Source organism: Ruegeria sp. CE8 (genome assembly GCF_056537465.1).
Window position 1 is genome coordinate 254,717 of sequence record NZ_JBQFRP010000001.1, and the last position, 15,151, is coordinate 269,867.

Below are 15,151 nucleotides of genomic sequence, written 5' to 3' on the forward strand. Positions count from 1 at the left end.
CATGTTGGAAACGCGCAGTCACGTGACCCCTGTCGATCCGGTTTGGGATCGTATCACGACCGAAGCTCAGTCGGCCGTTGAAAAAGAGCCATTGATGGGTGGGTTGGTGCATGCCTGTATTCTTCACCACCGTAGCCTCGAACGGGCGCTTTCGTATCGGGTGTCGGCCAAGCTGTGCTCGAACGAAATGTCCATGATGGTGCTGCGCGAGATCGTGGACGAGGCCTATGCCAACGATCCGTTACTAATCGAGGCCGCCCGTGCGGATCTCATGGCTGTCTACGAACGCGATCCTGCCTGCCACCGACTGTTGCAGCCGATCCTTTACTTCAAGGGATATCAGGCGATGCAAGCCTATCGGGTTGCGCATTGGCTGTGGCGCAAGGGACGTTACGATCTGGCTTATTTCTTCCAGATGCGGTCGTCCGAGATTTTTGGGATCGATATCCACCCTGCAGCCCGTATCGGCAAAGGGATCATGATCGACCACGCGCACTCGATCGTGATCGGTGAAACGGCTGTCGTCGGCGATAACGTCTCGATGCTGCATTCGGTGACCCTTGGCGGGACCGGCAAAGAAGAAGAACAGCGTCACCCGACCATTGGCGACGGCGTGCTGATCGGCGCAGGGGCAAAGGTTCTGGGCAATATTGTGGTCGGCCATTGCAGCCGCATCGCGGCCGGTTCTGTTGTCCTGCAAGAGGTTCCTGCCTGCAAAACCGTAGCTGGAATTCCCGCGAAGATCGTGGGCGAGGCTGGATGTGATCAGCCGTCGATCTCGATGGACCACATGCTGGGCAAGGATCAGTAATCCGACCCCTGAAAACGAAAAAAGCCGCCTCATGAAAGTGAGGCGGCTTTTTTTGTGCTTGAATTGATAGGCGTTAGGCCAGCATGACCATCGGGTTTTCCAGGTTCTCCACGATGGCTTTGAGCAATTCGGCACCCAATGCTCCGTCTATGACCCTGTGGTCAACGGACATGGTGACCGACATGACAGTCGCTACGGTCAACTCTCCATCGTCGCCGACAACCGGTTTTTTGACACCCGTTCCGACCGCCAGAATACCGGCGTGCGGCGGGTTCACGATGGCGTCAAAATTGTCGATGCCGAACATGCCGAGGTTCGATACCGCGAAAGTGCCGCCCTGATATTCATGCGGGGCGAGCTTACGCTCGCGGGCGCGGGCAGCGAGGTCCTTCATCTCGGTCGACAGAGCGGACAGGGATTTGGTGTCAGCATCCTGCAGGACCGGCGTGAACAGACCGCCTTCAATAGCGACCGCGACGGCCACGTCCGAAGGTTTCAGTTGCAGCACCCGGTCGCCAGCCCAAACAGCGTTGCAGGCCGGAACCTGTTGCAGCGCGTTGGCGACAGCCTTGATGATGAAGTCGTTGACGCTCAGCTTGACGCCACGGCCTTCCAGCTGCTTGTTCAGCTGACTGCGGAACTTGAGCAGCGCATCGAGCTTAATATCGCGGCGCAGGTAGAAATGAGGGATGGTCTGTTTGGCTTCGGACAAGCGCGCGGCAATGGTCTTACGCATCCCGTCCAGTTTGATCTCTTCGTACTCGCGACCTTCATACATCCGGGCAACAGCATCCGCGGACGGCCCAGCCGGCGGAGCGGCGGGTGCAGGAGCTGCAGCAGCAGGTGCGGGTGCCGCAGCCGGAGCTGTGGCAGTTGCACCTTCGACGTCGGCTTTCACAATCCGCCCGTGCGGTCCCGAACCGGTGATCTGCGCCAGATCAAGGCCTTTTTGCGCTGCAATCCGGCGGGCCAGTGGCGAGGCAAAGATACGTTCGCCATCCGCTTTGATCGGAGCTGCAGGGGCAGGGGCGGGCGCCTCGGGTGCCGCTGGCGCGGCAGCCTCGTTGCCCGCAGCGGCTGCGGGTGCAGCCGCAGGAGCAGCAGCCGGTGTGGTCGCGATATCATCTGCGCTTTCGCCATCTTCCAACAATACCGCGATGGCGGTGTTGACCTTGACCCCTTCGGTGCCCTCGGGGATCAGGATTTTGCCAATGGTTCCTTCGTCAACGGCCTCGAACTCCATCGTGGCCTTGTCGGTTTCGATCTCAGCCAGCAGGTCGCCGGAGGAGACGGTGTCACCTTCTTTGACCAGCCATTTGGCGAGCGTGCCTTCCTCCATGGTCGGTGAAAGGGCGGGCATCAGAATTTCGGTGGGCATCTGTTTTTCGCTCCTTACCGGTAGGTCACTTGTTTGACGGCGGCGATCACCTCATCGGTGGTGATCAGGGCCAGTTTTTCGAGGTTTGCGGCATAGGGCATCGGAACATCCTTGCCGGTGCAGTTAATGACCGGTGCGTCGAGATAGTCGAACGCCTCTTGCATCACGACCGATGAGATGTAGCTGCCAACCGAACCCTGCGGCCAGCCTTCTTCGACTGTGACCAGACGGTTGGTTTTCATCACCGAGTTGATGATTGCACCGGTATCCATCGGGCGGATGGTGCGCAGGTCGATTACTTCGGCGCTGATGCCTTCCTCGGCCAACTTGTCTGCGGCTTCCAGCGCATATTGCATACCGATGCCGAAGCTGACGATGGTCACGTCCGAGCCTTCACGCCAGATGCGTGCCTTGCCCAGCGGGACCGTAAGGTCATCCACTTGTGGCATGTCAAAGCTGCGACCGTAGAGGATTTCGTTCTCCAGGAACACGACCGGGTTGGGGTCGCGAATCGCCGATTTCAGCAGGCCTTTGGCATCGGCTGCCGAATAGGGCATCACCACTTTCAGACCGGGGATCTGCATGTACCAAGCCGCGTAGTCCTGGCTGTGCTGGGCGGCCACGCGCGCAGCGGCGCCGTTGGGGCCACGGAACACGATTGGGCATCCCATCTGACCACCGGACATATAAAGCGTCTTAGCGGCCGAGTTGATGATTTGGTCGATCGCCTGCATGGCGAAGTTGAAGGTCATGAACTCGACAATTGGCTTCAGACCGCCAAAGGCGGACCCAACCGCGATCCCGGCAAAGCCGTGCTCGGTAATCGGAGTATCGATGACGCGCTTGGAGCCGAACTCATCCAGCATACCCTGGCTGATCTTGTAGGCGCCTTGATATTCGGCAACCTCTTCGCCCATCAGGTAGACATCTTCGTCGCTGCGCATTTCTTCAGCCATCGCATCGCGAAGTGCTTCGCGCACAGTCTGCTGGATCATCGGCGCATCTGCCGGCCAGTCCGGCGACAGATCCACTTTGGGCGCAGCAGGAGCGGCTGTGGCTGGGGCTTCTGTCGCCACGGGGGCGGCTTCGGCCACCGCCGCGGATGCGGGTGCAGCCGCGGGAATGGCTGAGGCGTCTTCGCCTTCTTCGACCAGCACCGCGATGGGGGTATTCACCTTGACCCCTTCGGTGCCTTCGGCGATCAGGATCTTGCCGACGATGCCTTCATCGACGGCTTCGAACTCCATCGTCGCCTTGTCTGTTTCGATCTCGGCCATGATATCGCCGGACGATACGGTGTCGCCTTCCTTCACCAGCCATTTGGCCAGCGTGCCTTCTTCCATGGTGGGCGAAAGGGCGGGCATGAGAATTTCGGTTGCCATGTCTTAGTCGTCCTCTCAGGCGTAAATGTCGGTCCAGAGCTCTTCGACGGAAGGCTCGGGGCTTTCTTTCGAGAATTCGGCGGCCTGGTTCACGATCTCCTTGATCTCTTTGTCGATCGCCTTCAGGTCATCCTCGGTCGCATGTTTGCCGGACAGCAACAGCTCGCGTACATGTTCGATTGGATCGCTTTGCTCGCGGACCTTCTGAACCTCTTCTCGGGTGCGGTACTTGGCCGGGTCGGACATCGAGTGACCGCGATAGCGGTAAGTCTTGATTTCCAGGATGTAAGGGCCTTTGCCCGCGCGGCAGTGCGCGACGGCTTTCTCACCGGCTTCCTTGACGGCCAGCACGTCCATGCCATTGACGATCTCACCGGGGATGCCGAAGGCTTCGCCCCGGTGGTAGATGTCCTTGGTCGAGGTCGATCGCGCCTGAGCGGTGCCCATGGCGTATTGGTTATTCTCGATCACGAAAACAACAGGCAGGGCCCAAAGAGCCGCCATGTTGAACGTCTCATAGACCTGGCCCTGGTTCGCCGCACCATCACCGAAATAGGTGAAGGTCACGCGACCGTTTTCCTTGTACTTGTCAGCGAATGCCAACCCCGCGCCCAGCGGAACCTGCGCGCCGACGATGCCGTGACCGCCATAGAAGTGCTTCTCTTTCGAGAACATGTGCATCGAGCCGCCCTTACCTTTGGACAGGCCACCGATGCGCCCGGTCAGTTCGGCCATCACGCCGCCCGGGTCCATGCCGCAAGCCAGCATGTGACCGTGGTCGCGATAGGAGGTAATTCGCTTGTCACCTTCTTCGGCCGCAGCCTCGAGGCCGACAACAACCGCTTCCTGACCGATGTAAAGGTGGCAGAAACCGCCAATCAAGCCCATGCCGTACAACTGACCGGCCTTTTCCTCGAATCGGCGGATCAGCAGCATCTCACGGTAATATTCGGTAAGTTCTTCCGCAGAAACATTTGGTTTCTTTGTGGTTTTTCGCGCAGCCATTGTGGCGATCTCCCCCTCTAGGCAAGATAGTTTAGCGTTAAACTATCTCATAAAGCATTTGGCGCTTTCTGGCGAGTGGAAATGTGACGCAGCGTTTCGCCGCGCAGATTTTAGCGTGATTCTGAGTGTTTGCCGGTTGTGAAGGTCTTGGGGAGGGGATCAGCGAATGACGATTTCATCCGATCGGATCATACCAAGCACAGAACGCGCCTGCTGATCCAACAGGTCGAGGTCCAGATAGGTGTCCGACAGGCGGCGCGTCAGGTTTTCCATCTCTGAGATCTCAGCCTCAAGCTTGGCCAAGTCGCGCGACAGGGCGTCCCGTTCCGCTGCGATCTCGACCCGCCGGAACAGGCCATAGTCGCCCTGCACAGCGGCGAAGGTGAAATAAACACCAAGCATGAAAGCCACCATGAAGAATACAACTGCGCCCAAACCGGGCCGATGGGAACGGGACACTCTGTTTACCGCCGTATGAAGTCTGCCTCAATAACGTGCCCTTTTCGAGCATCTGTCAGCACTATGTCACAGGTGATTCGGCTTGTGAATCCCTCGATTCGCACTTTTTGCAATTCGACGAAGAAATGTGATCTTCTGCGGGTTGTGACGGCGCAAGCAACGCATCACCGCCAAGCGGCCAGTTCCTGATTTCGTTTCAGGGTCTGTTCTTCCATGCAGGCCCAGTAGAACATCTGCGCTGCACTGCCATCGCTTTTTAGTTCGGGGTCACAGGTTGCATCCCTGCGTTTTAACCAGGCGCGCTGTTCGTTCAACAAAGCCTGACCGCTACCGCGCGTATCCGCCGCTGGTTTGATCTCTTTCCAGAGGCGGTTCAGCTCTTTATCTGCGATTTCCCATTTCTCCTTGGCGCAGAAAGTGGCCTCGATCTGAGTTTGACCAGCGCAATGGGATTGCGCGCCAGAGGCAGTGGGCAGAAGGATGACAGCAAGGACGGCAACGGCTTTCATGGCTCATCTCCCGGTTTGCGGAAGAATACCATGAATGCAGATTGCCAGCCAGAATGGGGTTATTGATCCAGTGCGGCGACACCGGGCAGCGTTTTGCCTTCCATCCACTCGAGGAATGCGCCACCAGCCGTCGAGATGTATGAGAAGTCCTTTGCAGCGCCGGATGCATTCAGCGCGGCCACCGTATCACCGCCACCGGCGACAGAGACCAGTTGCCCGGACCGTGTCAGTTCCGCAGCTTCCAGCGCTGCTGCGTTGGTGGCCGCGTCAAACGGTTCGATCTCGAACGCGCCTAGCGGGCCGTTCCAGATCAACGTCTGGCTTTTGTCAAAAATCTTGGTGATGGCCGCAACGGTTTCAGGGCCGGCGTCCAGGATCATGCTGTCATCCGGGCACTGATCGGCTGGCAAAGTCTGGTTGGGCGCGTGGGCTTCGAACTTCTCGGCGACGACGACATCGCGGGGGAGAACGATTTGGCAACCAGTTGTTTCAGCTTTGGCCATGATCTCAGCGGCTGTGTCTTTCATTGCCGTTTCCGCCAGCGATTTGCCGACGTTCACGCCCTGCGCGACGAGGAAGGTGTTCGCCATCCCACCGCCGATGATCAGGTAATCTACCTTTTCGATCAGGTTGCCCAGCAGATCCAGTTTGGTCGAGACTTTGGCTCCACCCACAACGGCTGTCACGGGGCGTTTCGGCGAGCCAAGTGCGGCTTCCAGCGCGCTCAACTCTTGCTGCATCAGACGGCCCGCACAGGCGGGCAGCAGGCGCGCCAGAGCCTCGGTCGAGCTGTGTGCGCGGTGTGCGGCCGAAAATGCGTCGTTGCAATATACGTCACCCATCTTAGCCATGCCCGCAGCCAGTTCAGGGCTGTTCTTGGTCTCAGCAGCGTGAAAGCGGGTGTTCTCCAGCAAAAGCACTTCACCAGCGCCCAGGTTCGCCGCCGCGGTTTCCGCCTCGATCCCAACACAGTCATCGCCGAAACGCACCTTGGTGCCAAAGGCGGTTTCCAGCGTCGGAACAAGCTGTTTCAGCGACAGGTTCTGGCGGCGTTCACCGCCCGGGCGTCCGAAATGGGCCAACAGGATGGGTTTGCCGCCAGCCGCCAGAATGTCCTTCACGGTTGGTACGATGCGCTCGATGCGCGTGGCGTCTGTGACCACCCCGTCGACCACCGGCACGTTGATATCCACGCGCACCAGCACGCGTTTGCCGTTCAGGTCCATGTCGTCCAGTGTTTTCCAGCCCATCGCGCAATCCTCGACAAAAGTGAAATCCATTTAGGCGGTTCTTTTCCTGCATTTTGCCCTCAGGTCAATGCGTCACTTGGCATTCCCGCGTCCGGCGCATAGGTATTTGCGCAAGATAAAACGACAGGAGGGCCTCATGGCCGAGATCAAGGATCCCGAAAACACAATCATCGTCGAGCTTAAAGACGGCAACGTCGTCATCGAACTGCTGCCGGACGTGGCACCGCAGCACAGCGCGCGGATGAAGGAACTGGCACGGGCTGGCGAATATGACAACGTGGCTTTCCACCGTGTGATCGACGGCTTCATGGCACAGACCGGCGATGTGCAGCACGGCGATATGGAAGACGGGTTCAACCTGCGTATGGCGGGCACCGGTGGTTCGTCTCTTCCGAACGTTCCGGCGGAATTCTCGAAACTGCCGCATGACCGCGGCACGCTGGGTGCTGCCCGTTCGCAGAACCCGGACTCGGCCAACTCGCAGTTCTTCATCAACTTCAAGGACAACCACTTCCTGAACGGTCAGTACACTGTTTACGGCCGCGTCATCGACGGGATGGAACATGTGGACGCCATTGTACGTGGCGAGCCGCCGATGAGCCCTGATCGCATGATCAGCGTCAAGGTAGCAGCCGATGTATAAACTGGCCGCTGCATTTGCCCTTCTGGCCAGCCCTGCGCTGGCCACGGGCCTGGAGATCGAGATTGAAGGTGAAGGGGCCAACGGCACTGTCACCATCGATCTGTTCGATGACCTGGCCCCTAAGCATGTCGAGCAAATCTCGGCTCTGGCCAACGAAGGCAAGTATGATGGCGTGGTGTTCCACCGCGTTATCGATGGCTTCATGGCGCAGACTGGTGATGTCGAGCATGGCCGTTTGGGTGGCGACATGCGCCGCGCCGGCACCGGTGGTTCGGACCGTCCCGACCTGCCTGCCGAGTTCTCGGACTATGAATATGACCGGGGCGTGGTTGGCATGGCCCGTTCGCAGGATCCGAACAGCGCCAACTCGCAGTTCTTCATCATGTTTGAGCCCGGCCCGTTCCTGAACGGCCAATATACAGTTGTTGGTCAGGTGACCGACGGAATGGATGTGGTCGACGCGATCAAACGAGGAGAGGGTCAGAATGGCGCCGTGATCGGCCAACCGGACGTGATGAAAAAAGTCACTGTGACCGAATAATGATTAGACCCGGCACTGACATAGGCGCCGGGTTTTTCCTTATTGGACGATAAAGTCCCTTATCGCCTGTGTGTATGCGTCCGGCGCCTGGAACGACGCAAAATGGCTGACGTCTTTCATAATCAGAAGATCAGCATCGGGGATTGCCTCAGCAATTACCTCAGAGTGTTCGGTGAGGATCGCTTCATCATGTTCGCTCTGCACGACAAGGGTAGGAACCGTTAATGAGTTCAGCCCTTCAAGCCCGCCGGGCTTTTCTGTGGCCCACATGGCCGCGACACCGCCCAGAAACGCGTCGAACCCGTCCGGAGTGGGGGACATGGCAGCATAATCTTCGGCCATCATACCGACGTAAGCACCGAAGAGCTCGTTGGTTTCCACCGATGGATCGATGCCATCAAGGGTGACGTTTCCCGCATGCGCAAAATGGCTGGCCAAACGTTCGGGCGCCGTAGACGAAATCGTGTAGCCAATATTAGCTCCGTCCGACCACCCGACCAGATGCACCTGATCTACGCCTAGGTGATCCAGCAACGCCAAATAATCCTGCGCCAGAAGGTCGTAAGAATAGGTGCTGCCGTCATTAGTGGATCGGCCATGTCCGCGTGTATCCGCGACGATCACGCTATGGTCAGTGGAAAGGTCAGCCACTTGCGCCGCCCAGATATCACCATGTGCCAGACCGCCGTGGATCAGAAGCACAGGAGTGCCCCCCGATGCGCCATAGGTGGCGTAATACATGTCGACACCATTGACGCTGGCGGTGCCGCCGGTCACCGCTTCGGGCATCGAAGGTGGTTCGGGAATTGTCAACCAGACGTCCTGCGCCAACGCTGCCGTTGAGGTCAGAATGACCGCAATTGCCGTAATAAATCGAAACATGAGCATCTCTCTGCTTGGGGCCATACGCCACGTGGGCGGCGCGGTTCTGCCGGAGATGATAGCTGAGGAAGGTGAGCCGCGGGGGAAAATCCCCCGCCGCCTTTTTTAGTCGTCGCCCATTGCTTTCCAAATCAGGGCACCGATAGCCCCACCGATCAAAGGCGCGACCCAGAACAGCCAGAGCTGTGCCAGCGCCGGCCCATCTGCAAACAGGGCCACACCAGTTGACCGAGCCGGGTTGACGGATGTGTTTGTCACCGGGATCGAAATCAGGTGGATCAGTGTCAGGCCAAGACCGATGGCGATCGGCCCAAAGCCCGCCGGTGCGCCCGCAGACGTCGCGCCCAGAATGATGATGATGAAGAAGGCGGTCATCACGATCTCGATCACTAGGGCCGACGTCAGTGAGTACCCTTCGGGCGAAGCCTCTCCGTACCCGTTTGACGCAAAACTGCCGGCGCCTTCGAACCCCGGCGCGCCACTGACAATCAGGTAAAGGACGGCTGCGGCTGCAATTGCTCCAATAACCTGCGCGATCCAATAGGGCAGCAAATCCTTGGCTGGGAACCTTCCGCCAATCATCAACCCAAGGCTGACCGCCGGGTTGAAATGCCCGCCCGAGATATGCCCAACCGCATAAGCCATTGTCAGAACGGTCAAGCCAAAGGCGAAGGCAACGCCCAACCATCCGATGCCCACATCGGCCACGCCAGCCGCCAGAACGGCGCTACCGCAACCGCCCAGCACCAACCAGAACGTGCCGAAGAACTCGGCCATGAGTTTTGATGACATGAAAAATCCTCCAGAAAACACTGATTTAAGGTTAATTCAATAAACACAATTTTTGAAATACTTGAAAATGAGGGACGTTTTTTCTGTTTAAGTATTTCTTTTGGGTAACTACCTCAGTGGTTGATTTGTTCCCCGGTGGTTTGGGTTTTGACTCGATCCCCTTCAATACTCGCCCTTCTCTATGCCGACTGATTTCGAGAGGAACGCTGTCGGATTTGCGTCACTCTTCTGAAAAAAAAACAGCGCTTGGCGCCGCGCTTTTCATGAGATGGAGTGAGTTTGAAGGAATTTTTTGAGCTAGATTAGAATAAAGAATGGCAAAACAGTTTCAACTGACGCGTTGCGCGCCTCTCTGCGCTGTTCTGAGTCTTGCTGCGCCGATCCCGGCCTATGCTCAGCAACAGGCAGAAAGCGCGGGCTTGGATTTCTTCCTTGGGGCGCCCTTCCGCAGTGTCTTGACATTCCCGCAGTCTGAGGTCTCAACCGAAGAAGTACGTGGGCAAATTGCTTTGAACTTTTTCGCGCTGATGTCTAACGCGGATATCGTGCTGTCTCATGCGGATTCCGTTGACTATTTGCGAGTGGTCTCAAACAAATATTCGTTTTCAGTTACCAAAGAACCGGCGCGGTATGATCCGGATCGTGACAGCGTCGTCACGCAATCTGAGCTTGAGGTCTTCTGGTCCAAAGACGCCTGGAAATCAGCCGCTCATGAATACAAGCAAGGTGCAACGTTCGAAGCGGCGACGGAACGGTTTAAGGATAAACTTGGACAACAAACGGCTTATATCCGGGATCTCATGGGGGGCCGGCGACCGGAGAAATCGTAGTTGATGACCCGCAAGGCGGATATACCGGGGCAGAGGAAACGGCTCAGCCGAAACCGGTACCGTATCTGGAGGAGTTTGACACAGACGGGGATGCAGTTTTGACTTTTGCGGAGTTCACCGAACCGCTTTGGGCGGCAGCCAGCGCCGCGGATTCAGATGGGGACGGCCTGTATTCAGACGATGAAATCAATCTGGTGCGCGAACGCTTTATTCTTGCCAATAGAGCACTGGATGGGAACGGGGTCCGCTCCGTCTCGAGCTGGAAAAAGCGATGAGGGTACCACCGGTTTCTTCAGGTGACACGTTCATCCTGTCAGAGAGTGCTGAATCTGGCGCGTTAATTCCAACTGACGGGGTCCAGACGGAACAGTTTGGACAGTTGTTCGTACACATCCGGCGCCTCGGCCTTTAGCGCTCGGGGCTTCTCAAAGAAAACTTCGACCGAGACGGCAAAGAACTCTTCATGTCCCGTCGCACCGTAAGCATCAATGACGGTGTGCCGCCCGCTTTCTACCGCGCGGACAAGGTCGTCATAGGCGGTCAGAAAGACGCGTTCCCACTCGGCAAAGCTTTGGCCGTCGCTCAGGATGGGAACGCCGTTGGTGCCGCCGGACAGATCGTCGATCTGATGGGCGAATTCATGCAGAACAACATTCTGCCCGTCATGGTCGTTCAAGGCACCCAGCTTGCTGTGTGTCCAGGACAGGATGACAGGCCCGCGGTCCCAGCTTTCGCCGGTTCGCACGATTTCCTTTTCGCTGACCACGTACCCTTCCTGTCGGCGCTGCCGCGACTTGAAGGCGTTCGGGTAGATCAGGATGGTCGTGAGATTGTCATACCAGAGGTCGCTGTTGACGATCAGCAGGCAAGCCTGTGTGGCGATGGCCAGTTCCATCTCTTCAATGACCTCGAGCCCGTCGCAGCCATAGAAGCGCACCTGATCCAGAAACAGGTTCACTTTGCCATCCAGCTTGACGCTCAGGTCCAGAGGTAGGCGACGGATAAGCGGCACCTGCTGTTCGATGATCATGCGTTGATGGTCCGTAAGCCGGGTTGACAGAAGCTGCTGCCGCGCCTGGGATTTGGACCATTGGCGATACAGAAAGAATCCGGCGATAAGCGCAAGCGCAATAAAGAAAAACAGCATGGGGATCACTATAGGGACCCTCCCGCCGGTTGGAACCGGAAAACCCAATCCTCCTCTACTAATGAAAAACGCCGCGGGTCTCCCCGCGGCGTTCAGAACTTTAGCTGGGTGTCAGCGTTACTGCTTGACCTCGGCTGCCGGGTTCGCGCCCGACTTGCCGCTGCGGCCCGGGTTCAGGGGGTCGTCCTGACGCTGAACCGAACCTTCGAAATGCGCGCCGCTTTCGATCGCGATGGTCTTGTGGATGATGTCGCCTTCGACGCGTGCGGTCGAGGTCAGACGGACTTTCAGACCACGTACGCGGCCAACGATACGGCCGTTGATCACGACGTCATCGGCGGTGACTTCGCCCTTGATGGTAGCGGTTTCGCCAATAGTCAGCAGATGTGCACGGATGTCGCCTTCGACTGTGCCTTCAACCTGGATGTCGCCCGATGTCTTCAGGTTGCCCGTGATGTGCAGGTCCGAGGACAGAACCGATGCCGGTGGCTTGGGCTTGGGCGCGGTGCTGGCCTTGTTTTCTGCCGGTGCAGGGGTCGCCGGAGTCGCCGGTGCAGCGGGTTTTGCCGCCTCGGGGGCAGTGGACGCGGGCTCGTTGATTTTGCTCTTAGAAAACATTTCTCGCAGCCTTGATGTAAGTCATTGGGTTAACAGGTTTTCCGTTCACGCGAACTTCATAGTGCAAATGCGTGCCGGTCGACCGTCCGGTGCTACCCATATCAGCAATATGATCCCCGCGCGAGACCCTTTGACCAACCTTCACACGTATCTTCGTGTTATGGGCATAAAGTGTCTCAATTCCGAACGCATGCTTGATTTTTACCAGCCGTCCGAATCCGGACTGCCAGCCGGCGTGGCTGACCACGCCGTCGGCGGTGGCAAAAATGTCGGTGCCGTGGGCACCGGCGAAATCAGCGCCGTTGTGCATGCGGCGACCACCGGTCTTGGGGTCGCGGCGAGTCCCGTAACCGCTCGTGAAACGTACGACGGCGTTGACGGGGCTTGCAAACGGCGCTTTCTCGGCTGCGATGCGATACAGATTCAGCTGATCCATTTGCTGCAGCAGAGTATTCGCGCGGATCTCGTCGGGGGTCAGTTCCTCACCGCGCGTGCTAAAAGAGATAGGGGTTAGGGGGCCGCCCATGCCGCTGTAACCGCGGCGGACTTCTTCGATGATGCGGTCGGTGGGCATACCGGCCTGACGGAACATCTTGTCCAGCGGTTCGACCGAGATCACCATAGCTTCTTCAAGCTGGCGGAAGATCTCGTCGCTTCGTTCCTGCATCAGCTGGATTTCCAGCTCAAGATCGTCGCGCTGTTCTAGCGCGTCCTTGGCATTTGCCGCGATCTTGTCCCGTTCCTCAGCGGTACGGGACAAGGCCTCGGTCATGAAGTTCATCTGTTCGGGGTTGGCAACGGCGGCCATGTAGATGTCGCCTTCGCCGGCTTCCTGCTGCAGCTTGGCCACCTCAGTGCGGGCTTCTTCGCGCTGTTTCATTGTGGCGCGCAGGGTCGTCTGGATGACCTCGATGCCGGTCTCAAGCTCACGGCGACGGTTTTCCGAGGCCAGCAATTCCGACTGCATGGCCGAGATCTGATCCAGTGCCGCATTGAACCGGTCCTGCGCGGCAAGGGCCTCTTGCGCGCGCGCATCGCGTTCGGCGGACATGATGTTCAGGCGTTCCTGATAAGTCGCCTGATCGCGCTTTGCCTGTTCCCGGAAGTTGCCAGACCCGATGCTGTCCATCAAAAGGATCGCCGTTGCAACAGCCGTCCAGGCGACAAACAGCCCGACACCGGCAACAGCAACAATCTGCGTTTCCGAGCTGAGCCGGATGAATCGCGTATCGTTGTCCGATTTCAGAAATACACGGCGTTCAGGAAAATGCCGCTCGAGCAGTGAGTGTAGTTTGATTGCCAGACGTGTTCTCACGCGTCTTACCTCTCCATCCCCAAAGATCGGGCCGGTCGTGAGTGATAGCCGTCCCTTGGGCGAAGTGCATAGATGGAGAGGGGGCTTTGGGCAAGTTTGTTAACCAGCCGACCCTGCGTTAGTGGATTTTACCGCCAATTCTAGGCGGGAAATTGCCGATTACGTCAACTTGCGCAGGACTATTGCGCTTGTCCGGGCGGAGGCAGATTTTCGGTAAGAGGCCAATAGAAATCCGGCGGCAGCCCGGCTTCGGCGCGCTTTTCCTCATTGAAGGGGGGCTTGAGCACGCCGTGGAAGTAGCGTCGCACCAGTTCGTGAAACACGTCTTTGGGATCGGCGTTTTCGCGCCCGCACAAAAAATGGAACCATTTTGACCCATAGGCCACATGGCCGACTTCTTCGGCATAAATGACTTCAAGCGCGGCAATCGCCTGTTCCGCTTTGGCCTTGCGGAAGATGTCGATCATGCCGGGTGTCACGTCCAGACCGCGCGCCTCAAGCACCATCGGGACAACGGCCAGTCGGCCCATCAAGTCCTCAGCCGTGTCCTCGGCTGCGCGCCACATTCCGGCATGCGCTGGCAGTGCGCCGTAGTGACTGCCCATCTGTTGCAGACAATCGCAGACCATCTCGAAATGGCGCGATTCCTCTTCGGCACATTTAACCCAGTCGTCGTAGAAACCGATCGGCATGGGCACGTGGCCAAAACGCGCGATGATGTCCCAATGCAGGTCCACAGCGTTCAGTTCGATATGCGCAACTGCGTGAAGCAGGGCGATGCGGCCTGCCTCGGTCCCCGGACGGCGCTTTGGGACGTCGCGAGGTGACAGCAGTTCCGGCTTGTCCGGGCGCGCCGGGTTCAGGGGCGGTGCTGCTGTTCCGACCTCAATCGCAGGCGCGTCGCCTTTTCGCGATGCGAACCACTCGGCGGCGTACCGCTTGGACAGGGTGGTCTTCTCGCGGCCATCCGCCGTTGTCAGGACCTCGGTCGCCATCTGAGTCAGTGTTTTGGACACCGTGTTGTCTCCGCTGATCTGGGTTGGCGGCTCATAAACCGGATGGCGACCGTGGTCGAGAGCGTTACAGGGCGCGCACGGCCTCAAGCACCTCATCCACATGGCCGGGGACTTTGACCTTGCGCCAGACCTTGGCGATCTTGCCTTCGGCGTCGATCAGGAAGGTCGAGCGCTGAATGCCCATCGATTTCTTGCCGTACATGTTCTTTTCAACCCAGACGCCGTAATCCTCGCAGACAGTCGATCCTTCGTCTGACAGCAGCGGCGTGGTCAGGTTGTGTTTGGCGACAAATTTGTCGTGCTTGGCGACGCTGTCCCGCGAGATGCCGAAAACTTGAGCGCCCGCATTGGCAAACTCCTGAAGTTGTTCCGAGAAACCGATGGATTCCTTGGTGCAGCCCGGCGTATCATCGCGGGGATAGAAAAACAGCACGACGGTGCCGCCGCGCAGGTCCGAAAGGGTCACCTCGCCGCCTCCGTCGCGGGGTAATGTGAAATCAGGGGCGATGTCTGTAACGTCGGGCATTGGAAACTCCGCTAAAGGTTTTTAAGTGCTGCCCGGCATAATAGGGC

Annotated in this window: 18 protein-coding genes; 5 read left to right on the plus strand and 13 right to left on the minus strand. The window is 58.2% G+C overall.

Annotated elements, in window-relative coordinates; all coding sequences use genetic code 11:
- Position 1 precedes the first annotated feature (1 nt).
- Entirely contained in the window at positions 2-811 is an 810-nt protein-coding gene (cysE, locus tag ACR0AA_RS01320; protein ID WP_480660801.1) for a serine O-acetyltransferase, read from the plus strand.
- A gap of 73 nt (positions 812-884) precedes the next feature.
- Here cysE and ACR0AA_RS01325 read toward each other — a convergent pair whose 3' ends face one another.
- From ACR0AA_RS01325 to ACR0AA_RS01350, 6 genes are all read right to left on the minus strand, one after another.
- Complete coding sequence (locus ACR0AA_RS01325) at positions 885-2,189, minus strand: pyruvate dehydrogenase complex dihydrolipoamide acetyltransferase (protein WP_480660799.1); 1,305 nt, start codon at positions 2,187-2,189, stop codon at positions 885-887.
- Positions 2,190-2,203: 14 nt separating this feature from the next.
- A complete protein-coding gene (locus ACR0AA_RS01330; RefSeq protein ID WP_480660797.1) occupies positions 2,204-3,571 on the minus strand; it encodes a pyruvate dehydrogenase complex E1 component subunit beta in 1,368 nt (455 codons plus the stop codon).
- Between the two features lie 15 nt (positions 3,572-3,586).
- Positions 3,587-4,576 carry a pyruvate dehydrogenase (acetyl-transferring) E1 component subunit alpha gene (gene pdhA / locus ACR0AA_RS01335; RefSeq protein WP_480660795.1) on the minus strand — a complete coding sequence of 330 codons (990 nt, stop codon included), beginning with the start codon at positions 4,574-4,576 and terminating at the stop codon, positions 3,587-3,589.
- 159 nt (positions 4,577-4,735) lie between these two features.
- The gene (locus tag ACR0AA_RS01340) at positions 4,736-5,035 is read right to left on the minus strand and encodes an FtsB family cell division protein (RefSeq protein WP_480660793.1); all 300 of its coding nucleotides are present in this window, start codon (positions 5,033-5,035) and stop codon (positions 4,736-4,738) included.
- A gap of 164 nt (positions 5,036-5,199) precedes the next feature.
- The gene (locus ACR0AA_RS01345) at positions 5,200-5,544 is read right to left on the minus strand and encodes a lysozyme inhibitor LprI family protein (protein ID WP_480755293.1); all 345 of its coding nucleotides are present in this window, start codon (positions 5,542-5,544) and stop codon (positions 5,200-5,202) included.
- Positions 5,545-5,603: 59 nt separating this feature from the next.
- Entirely contained in the window at positions 5,604-6,794 is a 1,191-nt protein-coding gene (locus ACR0AA_RS01350) for a phosphoglycerate kinase (protein WP_480755407.1), read from the minus strand.
- A 136-nt stretch (positions 6,795-6,930) separates the two neighbouring features.
- Between ACR0AA_RS01350 and ACR0AA_RS01355 the strand changes: the two genes are divergently transcribed.
- Together ACR0AA_RS01355 and ACR0AA_RS01360 are read left to right on the plus strand one after the other, a co-directional pair.
- The gene (locus ACR0AA_RS01355; RefSeq protein ID WP_155151010.1) at positions 6,931-7,437 is read left to right on the plus strand and encodes a peptidylprolyl isomerase; all 507 of its coding nucleotides are present in this window, start codon (positions 6,931-6,933) and stop codon (positions 7,435-7,437) included.
- The gene (locus ACR0AA_RS01360) at positions 7,430-7,978 is read left to right on the plus strand and encodes a peptidylprolyl isomerase (protein ID WP_480660789.1); all 549 of its coding nucleotides are present in this window, start codon (positions 7,430-7,432) and stop codon (positions 7,976-7,978) included. The genes ACR0AA_RS01355 and ACR0AA_RS01360 overlap by 8 nt, the downstream gene beginning before the upstream one ends.
- 39 nt (positions 7,979-8,017) lie before the next feature.
- Here the strand turns inward: ACR0AA_RS01360 and ACR0AA_RS01365 are convergent, their stop codons facing one another.
- Both ACR0AA_RS01365 and aqpZ read right to left on the minus strand, forming a co-directional pair.
- Complete coding sequence (locus tag ACR0AA_RS01365; protein ID WP_480755294.1) at positions 8,018-8,860, minus strand: alpha/beta fold hydrolase; 843 nt, start codon at positions 8,858-8,860, stop codon at positions 8,018-8,020.
- 105 nt (positions 8,861-8,965) lie between these two features.
- Positions 8,966-9,652, minus strand: coding sequence for an aquaporin Z (gene aqpZ, locus ACR0AA_RS01370; RefSeq protein WP_480660785.1), 687 nt, complete (start codon positions 9,650-9,652; stop codon positions 8,966-8,968).
- Positions 9,653-9,966: 314 nt separating this feature from the next.
- On the opposite strand from aqpZ, the gene ACR0AA_RS01375 reads away from it, so the two are divergent.
- Complete coding sequence (locus tag ACR0AA_RS01375) at positions 9,967-10,482, plus strand: hypothetical protein (protein WP_480755295.1); 516 nt, start codon at positions 9,967-9,969, stop codon at positions 10,480-10,482.
- 98 nt (positions 10,483-10,580) lie between these two features.
- Positions 10,581-10,757 (plus strand): hypothetical protein, encoded by a 177-nt coding sequence (locus ACR0AA_RS01380; protein ID WP_480660782.1) that lies wholly within the window; start codon positions 10,581-10,583, stop codon positions 10,755-10,757.
- 62 nt (positions 10,758-10,819) lie between these two features.
- On the opposite strand, the gene ACR0AA_RS01385 is transcribed toward ACR0AA_RS01380, so the two are convergent.
- The 5 genes from ACR0AA_RS01385 to ACR0AA_RS01405 all read right to left on the minus strand — a co-directional run bounded on the left by ACR0AA_RS01385 (position 10,820) and on the right by ACR0AA_RS01405 (position 15,104).
- The gene (locus tag ACR0AA_RS01385) at positions 10,820-11,629 is read right to left on the minus strand and encodes a M90 family metallopeptidase (RefSeq protein WP_480755296.1); all 810 of its coding nucleotides are present in this window, start codon (positions 11,627-11,629) and stop codon (positions 10,820-10,822) included.
- Positions 11,630-11,746: 117 nt separating this feature from the next.
- A complete protein-coding gene (locus tag ACR0AA_RS01390; protein ID WP_480660778.1) occupies positions 11,747-12,247 on the minus strand; it encodes a bactofilin family protein in 501 nt (166 codons plus the stop codon).
- Entirely contained in the window at positions 12,237-13,562 is a 1,326-nt protein-coding gene (locus ACR0AA_RS01395) for a DUF5930 domain-containing protein (RefSeq protein ID WP_480755297.1), read from the minus strand. The genes ACR0AA_RS01390 and ACR0AA_RS01395 overlap by 11 nt, the downstream gene beginning before the upstream one ends.
- A 179-nt stretch (positions 13,563-13,741) precedes the next feature.
- Positions 13,742-14,557 (minus strand): ferritin-like domain-containing protein, encoded by an 816-nt coding sequence (locus ACR0AA_RS01400; protein ID WP_480755408.1) that lies wholly within the window; start codon positions 14,555-14,557, stop codon positions 13,742-13,744.
- Between the two features lie 85 nt (positions 14,558-14,642).
- Positions 14,643-15,104 carry a peroxiredoxin gene (locus tag ACR0AA_RS01405; RefSeq protein ID WP_480660773.1) on the minus strand — a complete coding sequence of 154 codons (462 nt, stop codon included), beginning with the start codon at positions 15,102-15,104 and terminating at the stop codon, positions 14,643-14,645.
- Positions 15,105-15,151 lie beyond the last annotated feature (47 nt).

Bases quoted from the DNA above. Each gene is read 5' to 3' on its own strand.
- cysE (WP_480660801.1), top strand. From the start codon at position 2: ATGTTGGAAACGCGCAGTCACGTGACCCCTGTCGATCCGGTTTGGGAT.
- ACR0AA_RS01325 (WP_480660799.1), bottom strand. From the start codon at position 2,189: ATGCCCACCGAAATTCTGATGCCCGCCCTTTCACCGACCATGGAGGAA.
- ACR0AA_RS01330 (WP_480660797.1), bottom strand. From the start codon at position 3,571: ATGGCAACCGAAATTCTCATGCCCGCCCTTTCGCCCACCATGGAAGAA.
- pdhA (WP_480660795.1), bottom strand. From the start codon at position 4,576: ATGGCTGCGCGAAAAACCACAAAGAAACCAAATGTTTCTGCGGAAGAA.
- ACR0AA_RS01345 (WP_480755293.1), bottom strand. From the start codon at position 5,544: ATGAAAGCCGTTGCCGTCCTTGCTGTCATCCTTCTGCCCACTGCCTCT.
- ACR0AA_RS01350 (WP_480755407.1), bottom strand. From the start codon at position 6,794: ATGGGCTGGAAAACACTGGACGACATGGACCTGAACGGCAAACGCGTG.
- ACR0AA_RS01355 (WP_155151010.1), top strand. From the start codon at position 6,931: ATGGCCGAGATCAAGGATCCCGAAAACACAATCATCGTCGAGCTTAAA.
- ACR0AA_RS01360 (WP_480660789.1), top strand. From the start codon at position 7,430: ATGTATAAACTGGCCGCTGCATTTGCCCTTCTGGCCAGCCCTGCGCTG.
- ACR0AA_RS01365 (WP_480755294.1), bottom strand. From the start codon at position 8,860: ATGTTTCGATTTATTACGGCAATTGCGGTCATTCTGACCTCAACGGCA.
- aqpZ (WP_480660785.1), bottom strand. From the start codon at position 9,652: ATGTCATCAAAACTCATGGCCGAGTTCTTCGGCACGTTCTGGTTGGTG.
- ACR0AA_RS01375 (WP_480755295.1), top strand. From the start codon at position 9,967: ATGGCAAAACAGTTTCAACTGACGCGTTGCGCGCCTCTCTGCGCTGTT.
- ACR0AA_RS01385 (WP_480755296.1), bottom strand. From the start codon at position 11,629: ATGCTGTTTTTCTTTATTGCGCTTGCGCTTATCGCCGGATTCTTTCTG.
- ACR0AA_RS01390 (WP_480660778.1), bottom strand. From the start codon at position 12,247: ATGTTTTCTAAGAGCAAAATCAACGAGCCCGCGTCCACTGCCCCCGAG.
- ACR0AA_RS01400 (WP_480755408.1), bottom strand. From the start codon at position 14,557: ATGGCGACCGAGGTCCTGACAACGGCGGATGGCCGCGAGAAGACCACC.
- ACR0AA_RS01405 (WP_480660773.1), bottom strand. From the start codon at position 15,104: ATGCCCGACGTTACAGACATCGCCCCTGATTTCACATTACCCCGCGAC.